General features: G+C 61.4%; 21 protein-coding genes. 14 read left to right on the top strand and 7 right to left on the bottom strand.

What is annotated here, in order from left to right; translation table 11 throughout:
* Positions 1 to 60: 60 nt before the first annotated feature.
* Entirely contained in the window at positions 61 to 1215 is a 1155-nt protein-coding gene (locus tag EKH80_RS19950) for a hypothetical protein (RefSeq protein ID WP_126686556.1), read from the bottom strand.
* Positions 1216 to 1336: 121 nt separating this feature from the next.
* Between EKH80_RS19950 and EKH80_RS19945 the strand changes: the two genes are divergently transcribed.
* Positions 1337 to 1903, top strand: a complete 567-nt coding sequence (locus EKH80_RS19945; RefSeq protein WP_126686555.1) for a GNAT family N-acetyltransferase — start codon at positions 1337 to 1339, stop codon at positions 1901 to 1903.
* An 8-nt stretch (positions 1904 to 1911) separates the two neighbouring features.
* Positions 1912 to 2259 carry a low molecular weight protein tyrosine phosphatase family protein gene (locus EKH80_RS19940; protein WP_126686554.1) on the top strand — a complete coding sequence of 116 codons (348 nt, stop codon included), beginning with the start codon at positions 1912 to 1914 and terminating at the stop codon, positions 2257 to 2259.
* A gap of 65 nt (positions 2260 to 2324) precedes the next feature.
* Here EKH80_RS19940 and EKH80_RS19935 read toward each other — a convergent pair whose 3' ends face one another.
* On the bottom strand, positions 2325 to 3179 hold the full coding sequence (locus EKH80_RS19935; RefSeq protein WP_126686553.1) for a LysR family transcriptional regulator: 855 nt from the start codon (positions 3177 to 3179) through the stop codon (positions 2325 to 2327).
* A gap of 246 nt (positions 3180 to 3425) precedes the next feature.
* On the opposite strand from EKH80_RS19935, the gene EKH80_RS19930 reads away from it, so the two are divergent.
* The 6 genes from EKH80_RS19930 to EKH80_RS19905 all read left to right on the top strand — a co-directional run bounded on the left by EKH80_RS19930 (position 3426) and on the right by EKH80_RS19905 (position 10237).
* Positions 3426 to 5498 (top strand): FUSC family protein, encoded by a 2073-nt coding sequence (locus EKH80_RS19930; RefSeq protein WP_126686552.1) that lies wholly within the window; start codon positions 3426 to 3428, stop codon positions 5496 to 5498.
* Positions 5491 to 5709 (top strand): DUF1656 domain-containing protein, encoded by a 219-nt coding sequence (locus EKH80_RS19925; RefSeq protein ID WP_126686551.1) that lies wholly within the window; start codon positions 5491 to 5493, stop codon positions 5707 to 5709. The genes EKH80_RS19930 and EKH80_RS19925 overlap by 8 nt, the downstream gene beginning before the upstream one ends.
* A 1-nt stretch (position 5710) precedes the next feature.
* Positions 5711 to 6607 (top strand): efflux RND transporter periplasmic adaptor subunit, encoded by an 897-nt coding sequence (locus EKH80_RS19920; RefSeq protein WP_230473842.1) that lies wholly within the window; start codon positions 5711 to 5713, stop codon positions 6605 to 6607.
* On the top strand, positions 6607 to 8010 hold the full coding sequence (locus tag EKH80_RS19915; protein ID WP_126686583.1) for an efflux transporter outer membrane subunit: 1404 nt from the start codon (positions 6607 to 6609) through the stop codon (positions 8008 to 8010). The genes EKH80_RS19920 and EKH80_RS19915 overlap by 1 nt, the downstream gene beginning before the upstream one ends.
* Before the next feature lie 194 nt (positions 8011 to 8204).
* On the top strand, positions 8205 to 8987 hold the full coding sequence (locus EKH80_RS19910) for a DUF4349 domain-containing protein (protein ID WP_230473841.1): 783 nt from the start codon (positions 8205 to 8207) through the stop codon (positions 8985 to 8987).
* Between the two features lie 50 nt (positions 8988 to 9037).
* Complete coding sequence (locus EKH80_RS19905; protein ID WP_126686550.1) at positions 9038 to 10237, top strand: acyltransferase family protein; 1200 nt, start codon at positions 9038 to 9040, stop codon at positions 10235 to 10237.
* An 84-nt stretch (positions 10238 to 10321) separates the two neighbouring features.
* Here EKH80_RS19905 and EKH80_RS19900 read toward each other — a convergent pair whose 3' ends face one another.
* The 5 genes from EKH80_RS19900 to EKH80_RS19880 all read right to left on the bottom strand — a co-directional run bounded on the left by EKH80_RS19900 (position 10322) and on the right by EKH80_RS19880 (position 15701).
* Positions 10322 to 11206, bottom strand: a complete 885-nt coding sequence (locus tag EKH80_RS19900; RefSeq protein WP_230473840.1) for an alpha/beta hydrolase family protein — start codon at positions 11204 to 11206, stop codon at positions 10322 to 10324.
* Positions 11207 to 11256: 50 nt separating this feature from the next.
* Positions 11257 to 11607, bottom strand: a complete 351-nt coding sequence (locus tag EKH80_RS19895; protein ID WP_126686549.1) for a DUF3147 family protein — start codon at positions 11605 to 11607, stop codon at positions 11257 to 11259.
* 12 nt (positions 11608 to 11619) lie between these two features.
* Positions 11620 to 12648, bottom strand: a complete 1029-nt coding sequence (locus EKH80_RS19890; RefSeq protein ID WP_230473839.1) for a YncE family protein — start codon at positions 12646 to 12648, stop codon at positions 11620 to 11622.
* A gap of 10 nt (positions 12649 to 12658) precedes the next feature.
* Complete coding sequence (locus tag EKH80_RS19885; RefSeq protein ID WP_126686548.1) at positions 12659 to 14311, bottom strand: ankyrin repeat domain-containing protein; 1653 nt, start codon at positions 14309 to 14311, stop codon at positions 12659 to 12661.
* A 190-nt stretch (positions 14312 to 14501) separates the two neighbouring features.
* Positions 14502 to 15701 (bottom strand): M24 family metallopeptidase, encoded by a 1200-nt coding sequence (locus EKH80_RS19880; RefSeq protein WP_126686547.1) that lies wholly within the window; start codon positions 15699 to 15701, stop codon positions 14502 to 14504.
* Between the two features lie 377 nt (positions 15702 to 16078).
* On the opposite strand from EKH80_RS19880, the gene EKH80_RS19875 reads away from it, so the two are divergent.
* The 6 genes from EKH80_RS19875 (at position 16079) to EKH80_RS19850 (ending at position 23534) form a co-directional block, all read left to right on the top strand.
* The gene (locus tag EKH80_RS19875) at positions 16079 to 17485 is read left to right on the top strand and encodes a tetratricopeptide repeat protein (protein ID WP_126686546.1); all 1407 of its coding nucleotides are present in this window, start codon (positions 16079 to 16081) and stop codon (positions 17483 to 17485) included.
* Between the two features lie 92 nt (positions 17486 to 17577).
* Positions 17578 to 17985 (top strand): DUF1801 domain-containing protein, encoded by a 408-nt coding sequence (locus EKH80_RS19870; protein WP_126686545.1) that lies wholly within the window; start codon positions 17578 to 17580, stop codon positions 17983 to 17985.
* 360 nt (positions 17986 to 18345) lie between these two features.
* On the top strand, positions 18346 to 19197 hold the full coding sequence (locus EKH80_RS19865) for an isocitrate lyase/PEP mutase family protein (RefSeq protein ID WP_126686544.1): 852 nt from the start codon (positions 18346 to 18348) through the stop codon (positions 19195 to 19197).
* A 176-nt stretch (positions 19198 to 19373) separates the two neighbouring features.
* Positions 19374 to 19961, top strand: coding sequence for a cupredoxin domain-containing protein (locus tag EKH80_RS19860; RefSeq protein WP_126686543.1), 588 nt, complete (start codon positions 19374 to 19376; stop codon positions 19959 to 19961).
* A gap of 4 nt (positions 19962 to 19965) precedes the next feature.
* The gene (locus tag EKH80_RS19855) at positions 19966 to 22311 is read left to right on the top strand and encodes a putative bifunctional diguanylate cyclase/phosphodiesterase (RefSeq protein WP_126686542.1); all 2346 of its coding nucleotides are present in this window, start codon (positions 19966 to 19968) and stop codon (positions 22309 to 22311) included.
* Complete coding sequence (locus EKH80_RS19850) at positions 22308 to 23534, top strand: porin family protein (protein WP_126686541.1); 1227 nt, start codon at positions 22308 to 22310, stop codon at positions 23532 to 23534. The genes EKH80_RS19855 and EKH80_RS19850 overlap by 4 nt, the downstream gene beginning before the upstream one ends.

Raw genomic sequence — 23534 nt, 5'->3', positions numbered from 1 at the left:
TCCGGGGCGGGTGGGCAGGTGGGGCGAAGCCAAGTTTCTCCGTGGCCCGGAAATCTTCGCTTAGCGATTGCCGTAGTTCTGGCTTGCCGTGGTGAGCTCGGAGATGGCCACGCGCCGGAGCTGGGCCAGGCGTTCCGTGGCCTGCTGTTCCTGCGCGGCCTGGCTGCGTAGCGAGGCAATATCACGCTGGTATTGAAGCAATGCGGGTTTGGGCAGGTAGATCACGTTGCCTTGCATATGCGAAACGCCGACATTTGCCTGGGCCAGGTCCAAGACGTCGTTGATGGTGGCTATCAGCTGGCGCTCAATGCTTATGAAGCCGGATACCGCTTCCCGGGCTTGAGCGAGACGTTGCTGGGCGCCCGCGATCATGCGTTCGCGTGATGCCGGCGGTGCCGTCGCAATGATCTGCAGCACTTTGTTTTCATAGTCATTGAAGCTGGATTCGTAATCGTCCAGCAGCCTGCCGTAGGTGGCGATCGTGTCCCGCCCGTTCTGTATGCCTGCCGTGCTCACAAGGTTGCCGGGCGCAAGTACGCTTCCCAGATCGAGCGCCTGTTTCTGGTTCCTGAGCGCGGTGATGTGCTGGTTATACTGGTTCAGGTTGGCGCTCAGCTGATTGACGGTGTTGGTGAGGGCGTCACCATTGGGATCGACGTTGGTCCGGCCGGCGGGTGCGGTTGACGGTGCGTTGGAAGTAGAGGCAGTGCCGCTGGCGACGTCCGCCAGATGCTGAAAAGCTTGCTTGCGCGATTCGGCCACTTCCACGTTTTGCATCAATGCGCCGCTCAAGTCGAGGACGGTCATCGCGGCCAAGCTGATCAGATACGCCTTGCCAAAGGCGTTGGGCGTGAAAATGCGCCGCACGCCGGCAATGATGAGCGCCAATATCGCTACGCCGAGGGCGTACCCGATACCCATGGAAATATCGAACTTGCCGAAGCTGAATTTGGACAGTGCCAGGTTGATCAGGAACATCGCACTGAACCAGGCGAGGAACCGTGCCGTTCCACCGTTGTCGACACCGGATTTGCGTTGGGAGTAACGATTCGGCGCGTAATGGAGCGGGCCCAAATCCTGGGGCGATGGCCCGGATGCCGTCGACTTGCCCGGTGCCGGTGCGGGGCTGGCCGACTCGGCCAACTGCTTCACTTCGCACCGAGGGCAATAAGCCGCATTGCCCTGGAAATCCTGCCCGCATCCCCTGCAATTCATGGTCATCCTCCCCTCAGGATGGTCATTGTTTACGCAGTCTATCGGTAGGAACGGCTTCGTGCCATGATCGATCAGGTGTCCAGGCAGGGATGAAAATCGTTGCCATGCTAAGTTGGCCAGGATGGACATTCCGGCCAGCGAGGCTGTTTTTCTGAACCCACGGATGGCTTTGCTTATGCTCCTTCTTACGCCGATCGCCGAACATCACTTGGCCGACGTCCAGGTCTACGCGTCAGACCCAGCTATCGGAGCGACGAGCACGGTGCCAACTCCCTATCCGGAGGATGGCGCAATCAGCTGGTACAGCAGGATGACAAACCGTATTTCAGCTGGGCATGCCGCGGTCTTCGCTATGGTCGAGGACAGTGCGTTTCGCGGTGTCATTGGCATCAATGACATCGACCATGAGACACGGCGGGCCCATCTCGATTATTGGGTGGCTGTTGCGCATCAAGGCCGAGGTATCGCATCCCGGGCCGTGGCGCTGGCGCTGGATTACGCCGCGACCGAGCTGAAGCTCAAGGCGATGCTGAGTGCCTGTCTTGCAACCAATGCCGCTTCCATTCGGGTTCTGCAGCGAAATGGCTTTATCGAACGCAGCCGGACGCTGATCCCGGAAGGTAAGTTTCAGGGACAGGAATTATTGCGGCAGCATCGTGCTCTTTCCACGCCGCCAAGTCATGCATGAGGTCATCCTTGCTTCGTCACGTCCTTTTTGTCTGCTCACAAAACCGCCTTCGCAGCCCGACGGCCGAGCAGGTCTTTGCGGATTGGCCGGGTATGGAGTCGCAATCGGCTGGCTTGGGCAACGACGCCAACACGCCGGTTTCCCCTGAACTGCTCGCCTGGTCGGACATGATCTTCGTGATGGAAAAGGCCCATCGCAACAAGCTCGCCAAGAAATTCAAGCGCTATTTGAATGGCAAGCGCGTCATTTGCCTGGATATTCCCGATGAATATGATTTCATGGATCCAATACTCGTCCAGTTGCTCCGGCAGAAAGTGACTGGATTTTTGCCGCGTACGCTGGAATCACAATCGTAGGCTGGGTTGTGAAACCCAGCATTGCCATGCTGCAGCACACGCCATGCTGGGATTGCCATCCCAGCCTACGCGATCTTCGGCGCCACTGTCCGCAGGCCAACGCGAATGCGCTCCATCACGCCTTTGTCGGCCTTGGCAGAGTGCACCGCATGGGCTGAATAGGAAAATTCAGGAGTGCCAGGCACGAGTGCCAGACGTCCGTCGTCGAGATACGGGCGTACGAAGCCTTTGCGGAAATAACCGCTGCCGCCCCGAGTGAGAATATATTCGAGCGCCAGCGGTCCATGACTGACCGACACGACCGGGTTCGGCTGCTCCGGGAAGGCGGCCTGGTAACTGGCGGCGAACGCATCGCCCCAGTCGATGTGCACGTGATCTTCCGCGCGCAACGGGTGCTTGCGATCCGCCGGCATGGCGCTGACCATGACCAGCTTTTCTTCGAACAGCAGTTCCGCGATCACGCCCGGTCGTTGTGGAGCGGCGTACACGATGGCGACATCCAGCAGGCCTTCCTGTACGCGCTCCACCAGGCGTTCGGCATCGTCGATCAGCGCGTTTACGGCAAACTCGGGACAGGCATTGCGTACCCATAGCAGCCAGTCACGCAGCAAGGGATCCCACAGGCTGAGTTCGGCTCCCACCGTCACCACCATCTCGCGTCCCGGCGGCAGGGCCACCGATTGACGCGCGTGTTCCCAGGCCTGGACCATGGTGGCGGCGAAGCGCTGAAATTGCTCACCGGCGGGGGTCAGGCGGGCGCCGGCCTTGTTGCGGACGAACAGGGGACGGTCGAGCTGTTCTTCCAGTACGCGGATGCGTGCGCTCACGGCGGTCTGGGTAAGATTGAGGTTGGACGCAGCGCTGACAAAACTGCCGGTCTTGACGATTTCCAGGAAGGTACGGGCGGCGCTGATGTCCATCTAGCAAATTTTTCTATTTCAACGACTGATCAATTCTAATATTTTTCTGGCATTTGCTGAATGCCCCGGATCGCGCACGGCTTGCCGGCCGGCGTTTTCATGCATTTTTATTGCTGGCAGCCAGCAATATTTTGAGCTGAGCGGCGCGGGACTTCTCAGGCACAATACCGCCGCCCGCCGGCCGGGCGGCTCCAGCCGCTGCGCTCGCCTTCGGCCTTACCCCGCGAACCAACCCCTGAATTGTGCATGTCCGCCATCACCCGGGCGGCGTCTTTGCCGCGCTCGCTGTTACTGCTCGATCCCAAGAAACTGCTGTTTTCGTTGAGCAGTTTCATCGCTGCGGCCATTACGCTCGGCATCGCGTTCGAGGCCAGCTTGCCGCGCCCCTGGTGGGCGCTGCTGACGGTTTACGTGACGGCCCAGCCGATGGCAGGGGCGTTCCGGCCGAAGATCCTCTACCGGCTGGGAGGCATCCTGACGGGGGCGACCGTCTCCATTCTGGTGGTGCCCAATCTGCAGCATGCGCCGGAGCTGCTGGTGATTTGCATGGCGGCCTGGACGGGGTTGTGCATCTATCTGGCCGTGCTTGACCGCACGCCGCGCGCCTTCCTGTTCCAGATGGCGGCATTCAGTTCCGCCGTCATCAGCTTTCCGTATCTCGACGATCCGGCTGACGTCTTCACCACCACGATCTCCCGCGTCGAGGAAATGACCGTAGCGATCGTCAGCGTCAGCCTGGTGCACGGCTTGCTGCAGCCTTGGAGCGTGACGCCGATGATCCATGGCCGTGCGTTGGGATTTCTGGCCGATGCCGCTCGTTGGACGCGCGATGCGCTAGGGCGACGTCACACCCCGTTGGAAAACGAGCATCGGCGCAAGCTAGCGGCGGACATTGCCGAGCTCGGCATGATGGCTATCCATCTGCCCTTCGACCAGCGTCCGCCGGGTGCCAGCCGCAAGCTGGTGCTGGACCTGCAGAAGCAATTGGCCACCATTCTGCCGTTGGCTTCGGCTGCGGCGAACAGGCTGGACACGCTCAGCGGACTGGCGCCGTTGGAGCCCTCGTTGGCGCGACTGGTCGACGACATTCGTGCGTGGTTGGCGAATCCTGCGCAGATGCAGCATGCAAACGGCCGCGAACTGGCTGCCCGTTGCCGCGAACTGGCTGGGCAGCGTTGCGAGCCGCCGGCGTGGCGCGACTTGCTGATTGCCAGTCTGTGCGTTCGCTCGGCCGAATTCATTGAAGCCCATGTCGAGAGTGGCCGGCTTGCGCAACAGATGGGCAGCGAACCCGTGCGAGCCGATTCGAAGCGTGATAAGCCCCAGCGCGAAAAATCCTTTCCGCTGGCGCGCGATCACGGCCTGGCCGTGCTGGCGGGTTTGGCGACGGCGACGGCGATCATATTGTACTGCGCGGTGTGGATCCTGCTTGCTTGGCCAAGCGGTTCGGCCACCGCAGCGTTCGCAGCCTTGATCACCTGCTCGTTCGCCACGCAGGACGATCCGGCTCCCGTGCTTGGCCGCTACCTTGGGGCAACGCTGCTGACCTTTCCGCTCGCGGCGTTCTATCTCTTTGCCGTGTTGCCACGCGTCGATGGCTACCTGATGCTGATCGTTACCCTGGCGCCGGCCCTGCTGGCGATTGGTTACATCCAGGCCAGCCCCTCGCTTTCGGCGCGCGCCTTGCCGATGTTTTCGTGCCTGATCGTCGCGCTGGGTTTTCTGGATCGCTTTGCGGCCGACTTTGCCACCTTCATCAATGTGGGCATGGCGCAAGTGGGCGGCATCATCGCCACCATCGCGGTAGCCAAGCTGTTCCGCTCGGTCAATGTACGCTGGACGGCGCGGCGCATGCTACGCGACAACTGGATCGAGATCAGCCAGATGGCTGCCCCGGCAAGCCGCTTCCGTGCCGCGCACTGGACGGGCAGGGCGGTCGACCGTCTTGGCCAGGTCGCCGCGCGCATGGCGGTGGCCGAAGGCGATGACGCGCTGCATGCGGCTGATGGCCTGGCGGATCTGCGCCTCGGCCGCAACGTGATTGCCATTCGCAGTGCGCTGCCGACACTTTCAGCGCCGGTGCAAGCCACGCTGCGCAAGGTACTGGAAGGCATTTCTTGCTTGTTCCAACTGCGTGGCCGCAAAGGCGTGATGCTGCCGGCGCCGGTTTCCCTGCTGATGCATATCGACGCGGCGATGGCAGCCATCTGCATGGAAGGGCAATCGCCGCCGACACATCCAGCTTTGCTCGCCCTGGTCGGCATGCGCTGCAACTTGTTTCCCGCCGCCTTGCCTGGGAGATTCGGCCACGATGCTTGAGGAATTGCATCTGTTCGGCGTGTACCTGCCCGCGGCCCTGGTATGGGCGGTGATTGCCGGCGTCAGCGCGCATGTTTTGCGCGGGCTGTTCCAGCGTTGGACGTGGTTCAAGCTGTTCGGACCTGCCGGTGTGCTGGAACTGGCGCTGTTTGCGTTGTTGTGGCTGGGCCTGACGGTGGTCGCCGATGCATTCTTCAATCAAGGAGCCTGACGTGATCAAGCAATGGACGATGGCGATGGTGCGTACCCTTGCCACGGCATTGGCGATCGCCGCATTGCTGTTCGCCGTCCACGCCTTGTGGTTGCGCTACCAGGTCGAGCCGGTGACGCGCGATGGCAAGGTGGTGGCGGACATCGTGCCGGTTGCCACGGATGTGGCCGGTTTGGTCACACAGGTCTGCGTGCACGACAACCAAACCGTACAGCAAGGCCAGGTACTGCTGGTGATCGACCCCTCGCGCTACTCGCTGGCGCTGCAACAGGCGCAAGCGAATGTCGGCAACTTGCGCGCCTCGCTCGCCCAGGCGGTGCGTGAAGACCGGCGCAATCGCTCGATGACGAACGTGGTGGCGAGCGAAGTGATCGAGCAGGGGCAAACCAAGGTGGAGCAGCTGCGCATGGCCCTGGCCCAGGCGGTCGCCGCGCGCGATCTGGCGCAGCTCAATCTCGACCGCACCGTCATCCGGGCGCCGGTGAGCGGGCAGGTCGCCAATATGACTTTGCAGCCAGGCATCTATATGACGGTGGGCAAGGCCGCGCTGGCGCTGGTCGACACGCCTTCGCTGCGTGTGGAGGGTTATTTCGAAGAAACCAAGCTGCAGCGCATTCACGTCGGTGATGCGGTCAGCGTGCATTTGATGGGGGTATCCGGCACCCTCCGCGGGCACGTACAGAGCATTGCATCGGCGATCGAGGATCGCGAGCGCACGGGAGACGTTGCCAGGCTCGCCAACGTCAATCCGGCCTTTACCTGGGTGCGCCTGGCACAACGCATTCCGGTGCGCGTCGTCATCGATTATGTGCCGGCGGGTATCCGCCTGGTGCCCGGCCAGACGGCCACTGTGGTGGTGCATTCGCCCGATGCCAAGCAGGATTTGTGGTCGTGGTAATGCATCGGATCGTGCTGGTGTTGTGCGCAAGTGCCGCCGTTGCCGCTTGCGCGGCGGTCGGCCCCGACTACCGCGTTCCCGCACAGGCCATGGCGAATGCGCCTGTAGCACAAGGCGGCTTCGTTTCCGCTGCAGCGAGAACGAGTGCCTCGATGTTGCCGGAAAGTTGGTGGAAGCTGTACAACGATCCGGTGCTTGATCGCTTGATCGCGCAAACGCTTGCCGCGAGCACCCAGCTACGTGTGGCCGAGGCCCGTCTGAAATACAGCGGCGCCCTGCGCGCCGAAGCCAGCTCGCAGCGTTTCTCGGGCGGCGTGGATGTGTCTACCGCATGGAATCATCCCTCCGAAGAAGCGGTATTGAAGCACGTAGGTGTGGAGCCTTATCAGAACTACAACAGCGGTATTGCGGTCAGCTATGACCTCGATTTATTTGGCGCGATACGCCGTGGCGAAGAAGCTGCCCGCGCGGACGACGAGGCTGTCGCCGCGGCGCGCGATCTGGTGAGCGTGCATGTGGTTGCCGAAACGGCGTATGCCTATGCCGATGTCTGCAACGCCGGCCACGAAATCGCGTTGATGCAGCAACGCATTGCTGTCGAGCAGGAAGACGTTCGGTTTACCCAGCTATTGGTTTCGCATGGGCGTGCATCGCCTGTCGAAAACGCGCGGCAACAGGACACCATGGCGACTGTGCGGGCACAGCTGCCGGTACTGGAAGCGGCGCAGCGCAATGCTGTCTTCCGCCTGGCAACCCTGGCAGGGCAGCCGCCGGCGAATTTCGATCGCTCGCTTCTGGCATGCAGCACGGCATTGCGCCTGGACCAGTTGCTTCCCGTCGGCGACGGCCGGGCCATGCTCAAGCGGCGGCCGGACGTACGCGCCGCGGAGCAGCACCTTGCGGCAGCTACCGCGCGCATCGGTGTGGCGACGGCCGCGCTGTATCCGGATATCAAATTCGGCGTTTCAATGGGTTCCACCGGCAAGGTCATCGATGCGTTGAGCGGATACACCAATCGCTTTGCGGTCGGCCCACTCGTCACCTGGAACCTCAACCGTAACGTTGTGCGTGCCCATATCGAGCAAGCCAATGCGCAAGCCCGTGCCAGCCTCGCGGCCTTCGACGGGACGGTGCTGGATTCGTTGCGCGAAGTCGAAACGGCGCTGAACAACTACGCTGCCGATCTCGACCGGCAGGGCCAGTTGCAGCTCGCGCGTGACAGTGCCGTGCAGCACGCCGCGCAGATGGAAGAGTTGCAGCAGCGCGGCCGTATCGACAGCCTGGCCGTGCTGGCGGCGGAGCGTGACCGCTGGGTCGCCGAGCAGGCTCTTGCGGCTGGCCAGGCAACGATCAATCGTGACCAGATCCAGGTTTTCCTTGCCCTGGGTGGCGGTTGGCGATAGCGCCGGCCTGGGCGCACCTGGTGGGCTGGAGCGTGTGCGGAAAAGACTCATGGGCCGGGAAAGCGATTTATAAAGGGACTGAAGTGAACCGTGGACACCGGCCGGATCAGCATGACATGCTCCGGCCAAGGCAGGACTGATGCCGCTCAGGCAGATCAGTCAGGCCTTCGGGAACCACTACAAGGCAAGGGAAGATGATGCGCACAGCAATGCGTTGGATGCTGGTAGTAACGCTGGCCCTGTTGGCGACAGCTTGTTCGAAGAAGCAGGAGGCCAAGCCTTTGCCGGTTGCCGGTGAATCGGCGAAGGCAGGAGCCAAGCTGGCTTATGAGCATCACCTGCGCATCGAATTGCAGGAAGGGCAGCTTGCGCCGCGCATGGCCGCCTTGCGCGAAGCTTGCGAGTCGGCACGCTTCGGTGCCTGCAATGTATTGAACATCGAGCAAAGCGAGCACAACGGTTCGCTGACGGTGCGTGTGGTGCCTGCGGGCGTCGAGCCACTCACAGGCATGGCCAGCCAGGATGGCAAGCTGGCGTCGCGGCAGACGCGGGCAGAAGATCTGGCCGACGCGGTCAACGACAACGAACGGAAACTGAAGCAGTTGGAAATCTACTCCGCGCAAGTGGAGCAGCTTGCACAGCGCAAGGATATTTCCACGAGCGATCTCATCGCGCTCAGTCATGAGCGCGCGCAGATACAAGTGGACCGTGAAAATTTTCAAAACGTCGCGGCGCAGCAGCAAAGACGTATCGACACGAATCTGCTGCAGATGGATTTCACCGACGAGACACGCGGCCATCATCTAGGTGTTTCTCTGAGCGATTCCATCGACCAGTTGTATGAGGGCATCCGTGACGCCTTGGAGATGTTGGCTTATGGCCTTCCTTTCCTGCTGCTGGCTTTCCCGTTGGCCTTGGTTTGGTGGTGGTTCTGGCGCCGGGTAACGCGAAAATCCCGCCAGCGCAACGCCGTGTAGGCTGGGATGCCATCCCAGCTGCTCTTTGCAAGCGACCTGGATGTCCCCTGATGAACTCGTTAGCCGTGATGCGTGCCGAAAATACTGGACGCAATATCTTTATCGACATCTTGCGCGGTGTCTCCATTGTGCTGGTGATGCTGCTGCATTACAGCCTCGCCTATCATCTTCAGACCAGCCCCCTGCAAGCCTGGGTTTCGATACCGACATTGCGGACCATCTTCTACAACGGCAACTACGGCGTGGACATGTTTTTCGTGATTTCCGGGTTCCTGATCACGTCAAACATCCTCACTCGGTACGGTTCGCTTGCCGATGTCGATGTCTCGCACTTTTACAAGCTGCGCTTTTTCAGGCTGTACCCGCTGGTCGTTCTCGCCTTGGTGGTGATTACCGCGTTGGGCCTGGCCGGGCTTTCCCATTTCTCCAACGTCCATCGTGATGCGAACCTGGGCAACGGCTTCTTCCTGGTCGCAAATCTGTCGGTGCTTACCTTCTGGCACAACATCCTTATGGAAGGGGTGGGCTACTTCAACTACGCGATGAACATCTACTGGTCGCTGTCCGTGGAAGAAGTGTTCTATTTGCTGTTCCCGTTGGTGCTGGTGGTTGCGCGCCGACGCTGGCAATTGCTTGCGCTGGCAGGTCTTTGCATGCTTGTCGCGCCGATCTATCGCCACCTGCACCAGGACGACGAGCTGTTTTTCATGTACGGCAACGTCGCCTGTGTCGATATGCTGGTCTACGGATGCCTGGCGGCGGTCATCGCAAGGAAACTGCAGTGGCTCAACCCGCTACGGCGGATTGTTGCCGTGCTGGCCTGCATTGCGATGGCTTGGATCTACATGCAAGGCATCCAGGGCCATGAGTCGCTTGGAGCCACCTTCCTGGGTATCGCAACGGCGCTGTTTCTCATGGCCGTATCCCGGCTGCCGACCGGCCACTCTTCCCGTTTGCTGGGAGGCCCCTTGGCATGGCTGGGTGCGCACAGCTACGAACTGTATCTGTTTCACATCGTGGTGCTGGGTATCATGGCGGAGCTGGTGCCGAGGGCGGCCATGACGGTAGAGCGCAAACTGCCGCTGCTTGCCGTATTTTTCGTGTTGTCGGCCATGCTGGCGTGGGTCACTGCCCGGTTCTGTGGTGATCCATTGAATCGATGGTTGCGTCGACGTTTCGCGCAAAGCCACTTCATGGCGGAGGGCGTCGCTCAAGACTTCGCCACGGATACGATGCAAGCCGCCGATTGAACTGGGGAGGCTTTGAACTATGCCGCATAACCGGCGTGACCTCCCGGAGGTTCGCAAGGTGTGTCGTGCGCAATAACGGAGGGATTATGCCGGCTTCCTGTTGTGGCGCAGTTGCGTGAACCAGGTCAGGGCTTGGGTCCATAAAGGTTCTGCGTTTGCCCGAAAATAGCCCATATGACCGAGCTTTCCTCCCAGTGGTACAGGATCAAGGTCCTGTGTATCGACAGGGGCGTTCGTGTAATGGCGAACAAAGGCATCGCGTGAAGCGGGGAGCGCCCATCCGTCATCGAGTGCATTGGCTGCCATGATCGGGGCATGGACGGTGGCGTAGGTTGTGGCCATGTCCGGCATGGCAGGGTCGTCAAAGAAATAGTGCGGATAACGACACCAGCGGCGCCATTGCCGGTAAACATCCAGGGGGATGTCCTCGCCCATACCCAGTATCTGCCAGGGACAGTAGCCTTTCCACCACACCAGCGGTGGAAACACCAGGTTCCACATCAGAAGTACCAGTAAACGCTCGCCTACAGGCATCCAGCCATGCCAGCCGGCGCTGATGCCAAACACGTAAAGACCTGCGACCTGGTGGTGATTGGGCAGCAGCCCGAACGCATGGCCACCGAAAGAATGGCCGACCAGGTAGAGCGGAACGTCATGCGCGGCCATGGCGTATACGGCGCCCGCCAGATCAAGCCTGGCCCAATCCAAAAACGACGCCTGAAAGCCTTTCAAGGTCGACGGCTTGGATTGGCCGATGCCGCGGTAGTCGAATGTCAGGGTTTCGAACCCGCATGCGCTGGCGAATTGAGCGAAGCGACGATAGAAGCCCTGTGGAACGGCGGTTGCCCCTGCAACAACCAGGCGGCCACGCAGAGGCTGCGCGGCCGGGAAACGAGTCGCACCCAAAACGTAGCCGTCGGCAGCGACGAGTCGAAAAGGGATGAGGTCACCGGTCATGCCCACATTCATCGAAAGCCTTTCCATAGCAGTCGTCATATCGAATTAAGCTTGAGGGGCGGCTAGAGCAGCTTGATGCCGAACGGTTTGATCGCCCAGGCAAACAGCACGAATGAAACCATGGTGATCAACGCACTCAGCCCTAGCGCGGGCCAGAAGCCGAAACGGGTGAACAGGTACGGAAACGCCAGGAACATCGGCAGCGTGGGGACCACATACCAGAACGTATACCAGGCATGGTTGGTGATCTTCGACGCGGGTTGCTTCTCGACATGCAGCCAGGTCAAGGCCAACAGTGTGACCAGCGGCAGCGACGCCAGCAGCGCGCCCAGGCGATCGCTGCGCTTGGCTACTTCCGACACGGCGACCACGATCGCGGCGGTGATCACGTACTTGGTAATGATCCAGGGCATGGATGGACCTAATCAGGGTGCAGTTTTGCTGGGTTCGGTGATTCGCAGCAGAGGTTTGCCAGCTACGGACTTGAGCGGAAAATAGCCCCGATGGGTGGCCTCGTCCACGGCGACGACGTGGGCATCGGGGCCTAGCATTGCGGTACCTAATGGACTGATCGAGTGGCCTTGGACATGGAACACGGAAACCTCGCCGGATTCACCCGCGACGTAGAGCCAGCCAAGGGTACGGTCGAAGGCCAGCACATCGGGGTCCTTGGCCACATCGAAGGTCGACAAGACGCGCCGCGTGGCAAGATCCAGCACGATCAGCTTGTTATTGTCCTCGCAGGCAATGAAGGCAAGCCGCGTGGACGGATCAATATAGAGTCCATGGTTGCCCTCCGCATCCGGCAGGTCGATCCGGCCGATCACCTTGTCGGTGGCCGGATCAATCTCCACCAGCTGCTTACGGGTCTGTACGTTCGCAAAAATGTGCCTGGACACCGGGTCATATTGAGTATTGCCTACTTCGCCACCCAGCGCGATCGTGGCCACGCGCGTATTCGTGCGCACATCGATCACTGTATCGGTACCACCGTGCTCATCGGACACATAGAGCTTGTGTACCTCGGGAGCGTAGGCCATGCCATCGGGATAATCGCCCGCCGGCACGCGTGCCGTGATCTTCAAGCTGGCTGGATCCATCGCCACCACTTCATCGGTGCCGGTGGCCGAAGCGTAGACGCGGCGTAGCTCCGGTACGAACAGCACGCCATGCACGTGGCTGGCGTTGGTCACGTCTGCGATGACTTTGCGCTCCTGCGTGTCGAAAACAGTAACCACGCTGTCCCCCAGATGCGCCAGGTACAAGCGGTGGGCGACCGGATCAAGGCTGGCGTAGTCCCAGCGTGTAGTTCGGCCGGTCAGGGGTGCATCGGCCACCGTAGTCAACGGCAAATGGCCCTTGGCGGTTTCGCTGCAGGCCACTTGTGACATGAATAGCAGAAGTGCGGCCATTGCCGGTAACGCCGGCTTGCAATGAACGTGGCGCTGAGTCATGGCTACTTTCCTAGGCAGTTTCATGGGGTGGACCAAGCAGAAAGTCTGTCACCTCATCGGAAAACCAGTAAGACCGGCCCGCGACCATCACTCCATCCCGGCCTGAGGGATCTGCGGCGGCTGCCGGCATGCCATGGGCGCGCAAGGCCGCAACGCAGCCCAGCCAGTCGCCGACGCCTTCGGGCAGGTTGGTCGAGGCCCAGGCCAGGGTTCCGCAAACATTGTCGCCGAACCCATGTTGCTCCTGCCAACTGGCGCCGTGTTCGAGCAGAAAGCGGGCGAGTTCGGCGTCGCCGCGGAACACGGCGTGATTCAACGCCGAGGCATTCCAGTCCCCGCCACGCACAGCAATAGGCCAGCCCAGTTTTACCATGAGTTCCACGGCTTCGTTACAGCCCTGTGCCGCCAGCTCTGGCAGCAAACGCAGTTGCATGTCGGACAGGGTCCGTAACAGGTGTGGCTGTTCGGATAGCAACCGACGTACCGTAGCGACATCGTTGGCGGAGCAGGCTGCGACGAAGCGTTCGCACGTCGAAAGCGACGCGCTGTTTTCGGTTTGACGCAGCAGTGCGGCGACCTCCGCGAGGCCAAAACGCAACGCCAATACGTAAGCGCTGATGCCTTCGGGTGTGCGAGCTGCCGGATCGGCGCCGGCGGCGAGCAATGCCTGGACATGGGCGGTGGACCGACGTCGGCGAATCGCCCATAACAACGGCGTGCCCCAGTCGGAGGTGGGCCTGCTGGCGGCCGGCTCGTTCGGATCGCCGCCAGCCACCAGCAGCAGTTGCAGCGTTTCGAGATTGTCCATGTCCAGCACGCGATAGATTGCGTTCGAGCCGGCAATGCGCGCACCCGCGGCAAGCAGCAGGCGTGTGCAGGCTGGATTTTCCAGCGAGTGATAGAGCGATTCGCCATCGTTGGGATCGGCGCCGGCATCGAGCAGCAGACGGGTCAGTGCCGGGTCGTGATTTTGACCGGCTGCGCCATACAAGGCCGAAAGCGGCTCCGCCGTGGACACCTGATCCAGCGCGTCATGTCCCCAGCGATTGGCGACGGTCTGGTTGGGATCGGCGCCGGCGGCTAGCAGAAAGCTGACGCATGCTCGCAGGCGTTCGGCGAACTCGGGCAGCCGCAGCAGGCTCGAATGGCTTACTGCCACCAGCGGCGGCAATTGCAGGGGGCCGCCCGGTCGATGAATCCAGGCCGGATCCTGGCTATGCATCTTTTGCAGTGTCGCCAGTTCACCGGCCGCACAAGCCAGATAAGGGTCGTGGGCGGTTAGCGTCGAGCTTTCCGCCAGCATGCGCGCCGCGGCCGCAGGGCTGGCCCGGTGCATGCCGCCGCTGATGTCACCGGCATAGACCAGGCGCAACCAGTTACGAATCGATTCGGTACGATCCATCGATCGCGCGTTTTGTGCCAGGACGAAATGCTTCAGTTCGGTCCACGACGGGAACGCGTATTCGCGTGCGAGGCACGACTGCGCATCGTGCAGGCGCAAGCCGAGCTCGGTCATGGCTTGATCGTCCTTGCCGGCGGCTGTCGGCACGCATGCGCGAAATCGTGCGAACGCAACCGGATCGCCTTGCTGGTACTGCGCAAGCAGATCCTTGGCCTGTTTCTTCAGATGGTCCAGCTGCGGGCGCTCGGGAAGCCGCTTCATACGAAAACCTCCGTGCAGAAAGCGCCGATGACCCGCAAACTCGGCTGCACAAAGGTTGTGCCGGATTGGCTAGCGAACAAGTGGGTTCAACCCTTTCCGCGGGTCCGGTAGCGGCTTGTACCGCGGGCGAACGATAGCGGCTGATTTTGAACCATGTCAAACCGCCGGGCGCATCCTTGCGCAGGCGAGATCAGGCGAAAGGCTGATCGATGGCGGGCGAGGGCGGGGTAAACCAGGCGGCGCCCTCTTCCGTGACGTAGAAATGATCTTCCAGGCGCACGCCGAAACGGTCCGGTACCACGATCATCGGCTCATTGCTGCAACACATGCCGGGCTGCAGGGCGGTGCCGTCGCCGCGCACCAGATAAGGCGATTCGTGGATGCTCATGCCGCAGCCGTGTCCGGTGCGATGAGGGATGCCGGGCAGGCGGTAGTCCGGCCCCAACCCTGCGCGTTCAACTACTGCACGGGCAGCGTGGTCGGCCTCTTCGCAGCGCACGCCGGGGCGTATCGCATCGAAAGCGGCCTGTTGCGCGGCTTGTTCCAGATCCCAGATTCGACGCTGTTCGTCGTTGGCCTGGCCAAACACGTAAGTGCGAGTGATATCCGAGTGATAGCCCTGCACCGTGCAGCCGGTATCGATCAGCACGATGTCGTTCTGCGCCAGCGCCTGATCGCCGGGGATGCCGTGCGGATAGGCCGTGGCCTGGCCAAACTGCACGATGCAGAAGGTGGAACCGTTGTCCGCGCCCATGGCGCGATGGGCCTCGTCGATAAATCGAATGATCTCGCTGCGGCGAATGCCCTCGTGCAGGATGCCGGCGGCCAGGCGATGCACTTGCAGGGTCATGGCGGTGACCTGTTTCATCAGCGCAAGTTCGGCCGGCGATTTGCCCATGCGGCAGCCGTCGACGAGAGCGCTGGCGTCGACCAGCGGCTTGCCATCAAGTACGGCGCGTAGGCGTTCGCTCACGACATAGGGTGCGGCCGGATCCAGCGCCAGATTGCCTGCGCCGCGCTCACGCAAGGCCATAAGCACGAGCTGTTGCGGGTTTTCGTGCTCGTCCCACAGGCGGACATCAGCCTGGATGCGCAATTCATGCGAAAGCGAGCCGACCTCGAAGGTCGGACAGATGATGATGGGGTCGCCGCGGCGCGTCAGCAGCATGGCCACCAGGCGTTCGGAGGCACCCCAGCCGATGCCGGTGAAATAACGCAGGGAGGTGCCAGCGGTGATCAGTACTGCATCCATTTCCAGCGCATGCAGCAAAGCGCGTGCGCGCTCAATACGTTGTACATATTCGGCTGTGCTGATCCTGGGCGCGGGCGTGGCCCAGGGCGCCAGCGAAGCCCGTGCCTGGGCGATGTTCAAACCACCGATCTGTTTCATCTGTTGGTCACTCCTGCAAATCGTAGCAGCTGCATGGCGGAATCGTGCATAGTGGCTATCTACGGGCCAGGGCGTCTAGAAAAATTTGACGCGGGCCAGTATGGAATTCGGCACAAACAGTTCCTTCCATTCCGCGTAGGCTGGGGTGCCAATCCCAGCATTGCCATGCACATCACACGCGGTACACGCGGTGCTGGGATTGCCATCCCAGCCTACGCCGTTCCGAAGGTGTCAAACCGGAGATGGTTCCCTTTAAAGGGCAATCCTTCGGGCCGTTTGTCTAAGTCTTCATGCCACAGAGCGCCGATCGATAGACTTGCAAAAAGCGGGTATCAAGCATCAGCATGCGTGCCGACCAGGACAGGGAGTAGGTGTGGATGTCGGAAGGGGACTTCTTCGAAATTGCGGCCTATATCGCCAGCGGGCAGGTGCAGACCATAGCGGCCGCCATGGGAGAGCTTTGCGAGCGGGAAGGCATGCGATTGATCGAGCGTCGGCCCGGCAGGGTTCGTTCCCCGGGGGAGCAGCATCTTGGCTATGGCGCTTTTGCGGTACTACCAGGACGGGAAGGGTGGAGCCTAGTCGTCGCCTGGCCTTGGAATTTCCTTTGCAGGCGTCCGGCACCCGATCAACCGATTCGATTCGTCAGCTTGTGCCAGTCGCTAGGGGCGCCGGGTTTTCTCTATCACACTTCCAACCATGGCGATTACGGTACCGTCCATCTCGAAACCGATGGCAAGGGCCATCACGCTCTTTCCGGCTTCATGTACGAACACGAACGTAGCCTGCATGGTGAATCCAGCGGCACGGACTCTGTACTGGAGTGGTTTGGAGAGGCGCTGCAACTGGAGCGTGTCGATAGCGGGCTTGCGTGGATGCGGCCGTTGCTGCCCCCTGGCATGCTGCCGGAGGCGCATGAAGCCGAGGTGGCGGTTCCTTCCGAACCCAGCTTCAGCATGCTCGACGAAGAAGGGACGCGAAGCTATGCCGATTATCTTGCTGGGGAGTGCGCCAAATACTGGCACGACAAATCTGGCTGGAGTGTCATCAGCAATGCGCTGGAAGCAGGTGGTCCGCTGCCCATTCCGGGCAGTGTGCTGCTTCCTTTCCATTGGTCTGCCAAGGATGAGCCGGCGGCGGATCCTGCTTCCCAGCGCTGCGAACCTGAGCGCACTACAGAAGAGAAAGCGTATTACGAGGAAGGTGAAGAGATCCTTGAGGGCGATTGCGTGCGCCTCGAAGACGGTCGCCTCGCTGTCGTCAACAATTTTATGCTGGTTTCTGATGGAAAGGGCCGCTGGACACCGGATGGAGTGTCCTATAAGGACGCCTCCTGTTCTTGGGTCACTCCATTGGCGGCAGCCAGCAAGTTCAAGTTAGTCTCGCGCTCCAAGGTGTTGCCGGTGCAGCAGCCGATCCGGAGTCTGGACGAGTTGGAACGTGCGGCGGATGCCGGGAATAGTGATGCGCAATATCTTCTTGGGCGTGTGTATATGCGCGCCGAAGGCGTTGTCCGAAACCGCAATCTATCGGTTTGGTGGATGCGCAAGGCGGCCGAGCAAGGACATGCGCATGCGCAATATGAACTGGGGGAATGCCTGTACGGCGGAAGAGGTGCATTGATGGATACACAAGAGGCGGCGCATTGGTATCGCCAGGCGGCCGAGCAGGGGCATACGTCCGCGCAATTGACCATGTCCAAGCTGTGCCGCCTGGGGTTTGGTGTGTCTAAGGATGCCGATCAAGCCAAGTATTGGGCCGATCGAGCCAGCGATGGGAAGTGAGGCGATAAGCCATAAACCGGATATATTCCTCGTTCAGGAGCAAGCCTCCTGTGCTCTTATCGAAGTCGCAAGGCCAAGCTAAGGAAACCGAAATGAGCAAGATCGAATCACAGCAAGGCCCATCTCCTTCGCAACTGATCGATGCACGGGTCAAGGAGCTGGGCGACTGGCGCGGCAAGCTGCTCGCTCAGCTGCGCGCCCTGGTCAAGGAAGCGGATCCGGAAGTGGTCGAGGAGTGGAAGTGGCGTGGAGTGCCAACGTGGTCGCACGACGGCATAATTTGCACTGGCGAGACTTACAAGAGCCACGTGAAGATGACCTTCGCCAAAGGTGCGTCGCTGGAGGATCCTGCGAGTCTTTTCAACTCCAGCCTTGACGGGAACATGCGACGTGCCATCGACTTCCACGAGGGCGGGAAGATCAATGAGAAGGCGTTGAAAACGCTCATTCGCGCTGCCGTGACGCTGAACAAGTCCAAAGCCAAAGCTAAAACTCGCTAACAAGAACCGGCAAAGCCTAGTGAGGCGGCCAACGAACCCGCCCGAACCCAGCGGATCGTAGCAGCCGCGATCAATATCCTCTGATTAGCTGACTATTGCAGGGCAGAACGGATAGGCTGTTCGCGTTCCGTAGAGTCGCTTTCGCGGCGGGCCGATTGACGAGTGGCCCGCCGCCATGGCGAAACCTTGCAGTTACTTGCATTTCGTCGACGGGCGTGGCCGGCCTTTCGTAGACAGGTCAATGCAGCTCGCTGGAGCGCTGACACTCGTGAACCGTGAGGGCTTCGTTTGCCATTGCTGGCTTACTGAACTGGCGGGAGAATCCCCATACACTGCTGACCTCCCACCCAGGATTCCCCTATGTCCATCGCCAGGCCGTCCGTGTCCGACAAGCGCAAGGCGTTTCGTGACCTCCACGCTTCCGGCTGCTTCGTGATCCCGAATCCCTGGAATGTGGGTACCGCGCGTTATCTGCAGGGGCTTGGATTCGGGGCGCTTGCCACCACCAGTGCCGGCCACGCACATTCGCTTGGTTATGCCGACGGCGCGCAAAGCCTGGACGAGGCGCTGGCGCATTTCCGTGAGCTGGCGGCGGCCACCGATATTCCGCTCAATGCCGATTTCGAGAACGGCTACGCCGACAATCCCAAGGCTGTGGCGGAAAACGTGAGCCGATGCATCGAGACCGGTGTCGCAGGGCTGTCGATTGAGGATTCGCCCAATGATGGCATCAGGCCGCTGTACGAATTTGATTTTTCCGTGGCACGTGTCCGTGCTGCTCGTGCGGCGATTGATCGTGCCGGCGGCGAAATGGTGCTTACCGCCCGCGCGGAAGGATTCCTTCGCGGCAAGCCTGACCTGGACGAAGTGATACGGCGCTTGCAGGCCTATGCCGAAGCCGGTGCGGATTGCTTGTACGCGCCGGGCCTCGCTACGCGAGAGCAGATCGAAGCAGTAGTCAAAGCGGTCGCACCGCTGCCGGTGAATGTCCTCAACACCGGTACCATTCATTTCACCGTCGATGATCTGGCGGCAATGGGAGTGCGTCGCATCAGCGTGGGCGGCGCCCTGGCGCGGGCAGCGATGGATGCCTTTATCCGCGTTGCCACCGAAATTGCCACGCAAGGCCAGTTCGACGGCTTGAAAGGGTCTATTTCCAACGCGGAGCTGGACCGGTTTTTCGGCGCGGATCATGAGCGGCGGATGGCGTGATGCCCGGTGTGGAAATCCAGGGGGAATCCGGTTCCTTTGCGGCGAAGACGTGTATGAGCAGGCGCAGCAGTACGCACGCGATGTAGTATCCTCCAAGCCAACCAGCATGCAGGGGAACTCTGTCGATGAGGCGCTGGGTTTCGCGACTGCCGTGCCTATTGCTATGCGGGGCTGCAATGGCTGTCCACGCGGGAACGCTGACGGTAACCGCGATCGATAGCCACGGCCTTCCCGTCGGCGATGCAGTCGTTACCATCGACCGTGCCAATCCGCTTGCTGCGGCAAACACGCATTACATCGACCAGAAGGGCGAAACCTTCATCCCCTATGTGGAAGTGATGCACCCCGGAGACAGCGTGGTGTTCCGCAATAGCGACCACACGCGCCATCACGTCTATTCGTTCTCGCCGATCGGGGCGTTTCAGTTCATCCTGAGCCCGGGTGAAAGCTCGGCGCCGGTGGTCTTGGACCGCTCCGGCATCATTGCGGTGGGCTGCAATATCCACGATCACATGATCGCGTACCTGGTGGTGACCGCCGACCAGGCACAGCTTACGACTGGGCAGGGCCAGGCTCGTTTCGATGGGCTGCCAGCCGGCCGCTACACCGTCAAGCTCTGGCATCCGCAGCTGGCACCGGGCCGTCCGCCGATGAGCGCGACCGTCGACGTGCCGGCTGAAGGAGCCGCACCCGCGCTGCCGATTGCGCTGCGGCTGCTGCCCGATCCACGCAGCGTCGTCGATCGCGAACACCTGGATTATTAGCGCCATGCGCACGGTTATCGGCTTCCGGCTTCGCCTTGCGCTGTTCTTCGTGGGCATGCTGGTAGTGGTGCAATTGATAACGGGTGCGCTCGTCTATGGTGTGACGCATCGCGCGTTGGTGATGGACGGCGAGCGGCAGCTTGCCGCCAATGCCAAGGCATTCGACGCGCAAATGGAGGATGTTTCCGCGCGCATTGCCGGTAATGTCCGTGTCATGGCGCTCGACTTCGCGCTGCGCCAGGCGATTGCCCAAGGGGACCGCGCTACCGTGCTCTCGGTACTGCACAACCATGGACGCCGGGTAGGGGCTTCGCGCATGCAGCTCGTCAACCTTGACGGCACGATCGCCGCCGATACGGCCGATGAGCATGCCAGCGGCCAGACCTTTTCGTTCGTTGAACTGATGCAGCGCGCCTTTTATCAGCAGGCTGCTGAAATGGCTGCCGTGCAAGGGCACGTGTACTGGATCATCGTGGTACCCATCTATGCGCCGCAACCCGTGGGACTGGTAGTGGTTTACGTGCAGGTGGATGATCAGTTGCTGGCCCATATGCAGGAACTGAGCACCCTGCGACGCGACGTCGTGCTGGAGGTGCAGAGAGCGCCATCGCAATGGGAGGCGGTGGCGCAAGGCGACCGCTCCACACCCTTTGCGCTTGGCCTCGAACGTGTCACAGGCGATTTTCCCGCGCAGCCAAGCCTGCGCCGTATTGGCCAGAGCGATTACATCGTGTTGGCGCAACCGTTGCAGCACCCGTTCAACAGCGCTCCAGTGGTCGTGTTGTTTGGTTATTCGCTCGATGATGCGTTGCGGCCATATCACAAGCTGGCGTTGGCATGGTCGGCGCTGCTTGCACTCGGACTTGCGGCCGGCCTGCTCGGTGTGTGGGTGATCGCACGCAATGTGTCGCGCCCGGTGGAATGGCTGGCCACCGTGGCAAAGCGTATCGAACAGGGTGATTACCGCATACCGCCCCGTTTGCCCCGCCGCGACGAGATAGGGGCGCTGGCCAATGCCATCGGCACCATGACCGCCGCCGTGCAGCAGCGCGAAGAACGCATTTTCCATCAGGCCACGCATGATGCCGTGACCGGCCTGCCGAATCGGCTGGCGATCGAAGCGGAGATCACGCTCAGCATCGACCGTGGCGTGGCACGCGGAAGCTTATTGATGATCGGCCTTACGCGGGTGCCGGACATCATCAAAACCGTGGGCCACGGCCTGTGCGATCGGCTGGTACGCGATGCGGGCGAGCGCATCCGGCGCGTGGCCGGCGCCGCAGAGGTTGCGCGTGCCACCGACAGCAATTTCGTCGTGTGGCTTGCAGACACCGGCAGCGATGACGCGGTGCAAGCGGCGACACGCATGCTTGATGCGCTTGCCGCGCCCTATACGGAACCTGATGTGAGCATCGACATGGTTCCCGCCATCGGCATTGCGATCTATCCGGAACACGCCACCATGGCTGTTGCGTTGCTGCGCTACGCCGAGACTGCGCAATTCGCCGCAGCCGGCTCATCCAAAGCCTGGGCGTTTTACCAGGCCGCCATCGATCCGCATCGTCCCGAACGCCTCTCGCTGATGGGCGAGCTGCGTGAAGCGCTCACGCGCGGCCAATTGGAGTTGCGTTACCAAGCCAGGCTGGCGCTGTCGAGCCGTCGCCTGGACAGCGCAGAAGCGCTGATGCGTTGGCAGCATCCGTTGCGGGGAACGATACTGCCGGATGTGTTCATTGGCATGGCCGAGGATACCGGCAATATCCAGCGCCTGACTCGCTGGGCGCTTGAGACGGCGGTCACGCAGGCCCGTCAATGGTGTTCACAAGGCTTGATGTTGCGCGTCGCGGTGAATCTTTCGGCCCACGACCTGGGCGACGCCGACTTGCCCCGGTACATCGCGGACCTGGCCGATTCGCACAGGCTGCCACACGGGCAGTTGACACTGGAAATCACCGAGCGCGCGATGATCGGCGAATTCGATTCGGCTTTGCGCGTGCTGCACCAGCTGCGGGAGCAGGGTTTTCACATCGCCATCGACGATTTCGGCGTGGGGCAGTCTTCGTTGTCCTACCTGCACAAGCTCCCGGTCGATGAGCTGAAGATCGACCAGAGTTTCGTCAAGCATCTGACCCATGATCCCAATGACCGCGTCATCGTACGTTCAATCGTGGAGCTCGGTCACGGTCTGGGATACGAGGTCACCGCCGAAGGGGTTGAAGACGAAGGAGCGCTCGATTACCTGGCTTCCATCCATTGTGACCATGCCCAAGGTTTTTTCGTTGCGCGGCCGTTGAGTCCCGGCGCATTGGCCGATCTGATCATCACCCAATCGAAGCCAGACCACGCATGAAATATCGACTGTGTTCGATCGTTGCGGTGTGGGGTGTCGCCATGTCGCTGCATGCGCAGGACACCGATCTGCATGCCTATGCCGACGAGCGGCTGGTGGCGGCGCCGGATGACGCGAGCTGGACGCGTGGCGGTTTTGGCAAAGCTCGCTACGGCGACGGCAAGACGCATTTTCACTTCGGAGGCGGCGCCGTGCTGGCCGCGGCGCAGATCACCCCCGAACTGCTCGCGCTGGGACAGGTGCAATATCAAACCAGCGGCCATAGCGGATTCAGCGTATTGGAGGCCTGGCTGCGCTATCGCCCGGTCTCCACTACCCCCTGGCGTTGGTCGCTGCGTGCCGGCGTGCTGTTTGCGCCGGTCTCGATGGAGAACGACGGTATTGGCTGGACCAGCCCATGGACGCTCAGCTCCTCGGCCATCAACAGTTGGACCGGCGAGGAGTTGCGCGCCCTCGGCAGCGAATTTCTGCTGGAACGTCGCGGCGAGGTCAATACCTGGGAGTTGCGCGCGTCGTTGTTCCGCCGCGATGACCTCGCCGGCACCCTGCTCGCGACACGAGGCTGGGCGATCGGAGACCTGATTGCAGGCATCGGCAGCCGTCTGCGCGAGCCCGATGCCGAGGTCAGCGCCGACGGCGACAGGCTGCCGGGCTATTACGACCTCTTTCGCAGTATCGGGAGGGCTCACTGGGGCGATTACGTGGCGATTGGCTGGCGTGCCCCCGGCGATACCCGCGTGAGTCTCATGCACTACGACAATCGTGCCGATCCGAGCGCATCCGCTTTCTATGCCGGCGGCGATCGAGAGTATGCCTGGCGCACGCGCTTCTGGAGCGCCGGGGCGCGCACCGATATCGCTGCAGTAACCTGGATTGCACAGGTCATGGATGGCGACACCCGCAGCGGGCTGACGGTGGACCAATTCCTGCGTACTCGTTACCGTGCGGCATTCGTGCTGGCAGGATGGAACCTGGGCGCATGGCGCCCCGCCTTGCGCATCGAGCATTTCAGCACGCGGACCTCGTCCGATGATCCCGATTGGCGCCAGGCCGAACACGGCAATGCGGTGACGGCGGCGCTCAACTGGCGGCCTCGAGACTATTTGCGCCTTACGGCAGAAGTGCTGCACATCGACAGCACGGCGACGCTACGTGCCGAGTACGGACTGCCTGCTCATCAGGTCGACACGCAGGTGCAGCTGAGCATGCGGGTTTTGTATTAA

Source organism: Dyella choica, assembly GCF_003977665.1.
GTDB classification, from domain to species: domain Bacteria; phylum Pseudomonadota; class Gammaproteobacteria; order Xanthomonadales; family Rhodanobacteraceae; genus Dyella_B; species Dyella_B choica.
Note: the sequence above shows the minus strand (reverse complement) of the source record. Positions and strands in the feature narration are given on the sequence as shown.

Coding starts and splice junctions, on each gene's coding strand:
- EKH80_RS19855 (WP_126686542.1), top strand. CDS start 19,966: ATGCGCACGGTTATCGGCTTCCGGCTTCGCCTTGCGCTGTTCTTCGTG.
- EKH80_RS19875 (WP_126686546.1), top strand. CDS start 16,079: ATGTCGGAAGGGGACTTCTTCGAAATTGCGGCCTATATCGCCAGCGGG.
- EKH80_RS19915 (WP_126686583.1), top strand. CDS start 6,607: ATGCATCGGATCGTGCTGGTGTTGTGCGCAAGTGCCGCCGTTGCCGCT.
- EKH80_RS19885 (WP_126686548.1), bottom strand. CDS start 14,311: ATGAAGCGGCTTCCCGAGCGCCCGCAGCTGGACCATCTGAAGAAACAG.
- EKH80_RS19905 (WP_126686550.1), top strand. CDS start 9,038: ATGAACTCGTTAGCCGTGATGCGTGCCGAAAATACTGGACGCAATATC.
- EKH80_RS19860 (WP_126686543.1), top strand. CDS start 19,374: ATGGCTGTCCACGCGGGAACGCTGACGGTAACCGCGATCGATAGCCAC.
- EKH80_RS19935 (WP_126686553.1), bottom strand. CDS start 3,179: ATGGACATCAGCGCCGCCCGTACCTTCCTGGAAATCGTCAAGACCGGC.
- EKH80_RS19870 (WP_126686545.1), top strand. CDS start 17,578: ATGAGCAAGATCGAATCACAGCAAGGCCCATCTCCTTCGCAACTGATC.
- EKH80_RS19900 (WP_230473840.1), bottom strand. CDS start 11,206: ATGAATGTGGGCATGACCGGTGACCTCATCCCTTTTCGACTCGTCGCT.
- EKH80_RS19850 (WP_126686541.1), top strand. CDS start 22,308: ATGAAATATCGACTGTGTTCGATCGTTGCGGTGTGGGGTGTCGCCATG.
- EKH80_RS19880 (WP_126686547.1), bottom strand. CDS start 15,701: ATGAAACAGATCGGTGGTTTGAACATCGCCCAGGCACGGGCTTCGCTG.
- EKH80_RS19925 (WP_126686551.1), top strand. CDS start 5,491: ATGCTTGAGGAATTGCATCTGTTCGGCGTGTACCTGCCCGCGGCCCTG.
- EKH80_RS19930 (WP_126686552.1), top strand. CDS start 3,426: ATGTCCGCCATCACCCGGGCGGCGTCTTTGCCGCGCTCGCTGTTACTG.
- EKH80_RS19895 (WP_126686549.1), bottom strand. CDS start 11,607: ATGCCCTGGATCATTACCAAGTACGTGATCACCGCCGCGATCGTGGTC.
- EKH80_RS19890 (WP_230473839.1), bottom strand. CDS start 12,648: ATGACTCAGCGCCACGTTCATTGCAAGCCGGCGTTACCGGCAATGGCC.
- EKH80_RS19910 (WP_230473841.1), top strand. CDS start 8,205: ATGATGCGCACAGCAATGCGTTGGATGCTGGTAGTAACGCTGGCCCTG.
- EKH80_RS19865 (WP_126686544.1), top strand. CDS start 18,346: ATGTCCATCGCCAGGCCGTCCGTGTCCGACAAGCGCAAGGCGTTTCGT.
- EKH80_RS19950 (WP_126686556.1), bottom strand. CDS start 1,215: ATGAATTGCAGGGGATGCGGGCAGGATTTCCAGGGCAATGCGGCTTAT.
- EKH80_RS19945 (WP_126686555.1), top strand. CDS start 1,337: ATGGACATTCCGGCCAGCGAGGCTGTTTTTCTGAACCCACGGATGGCT.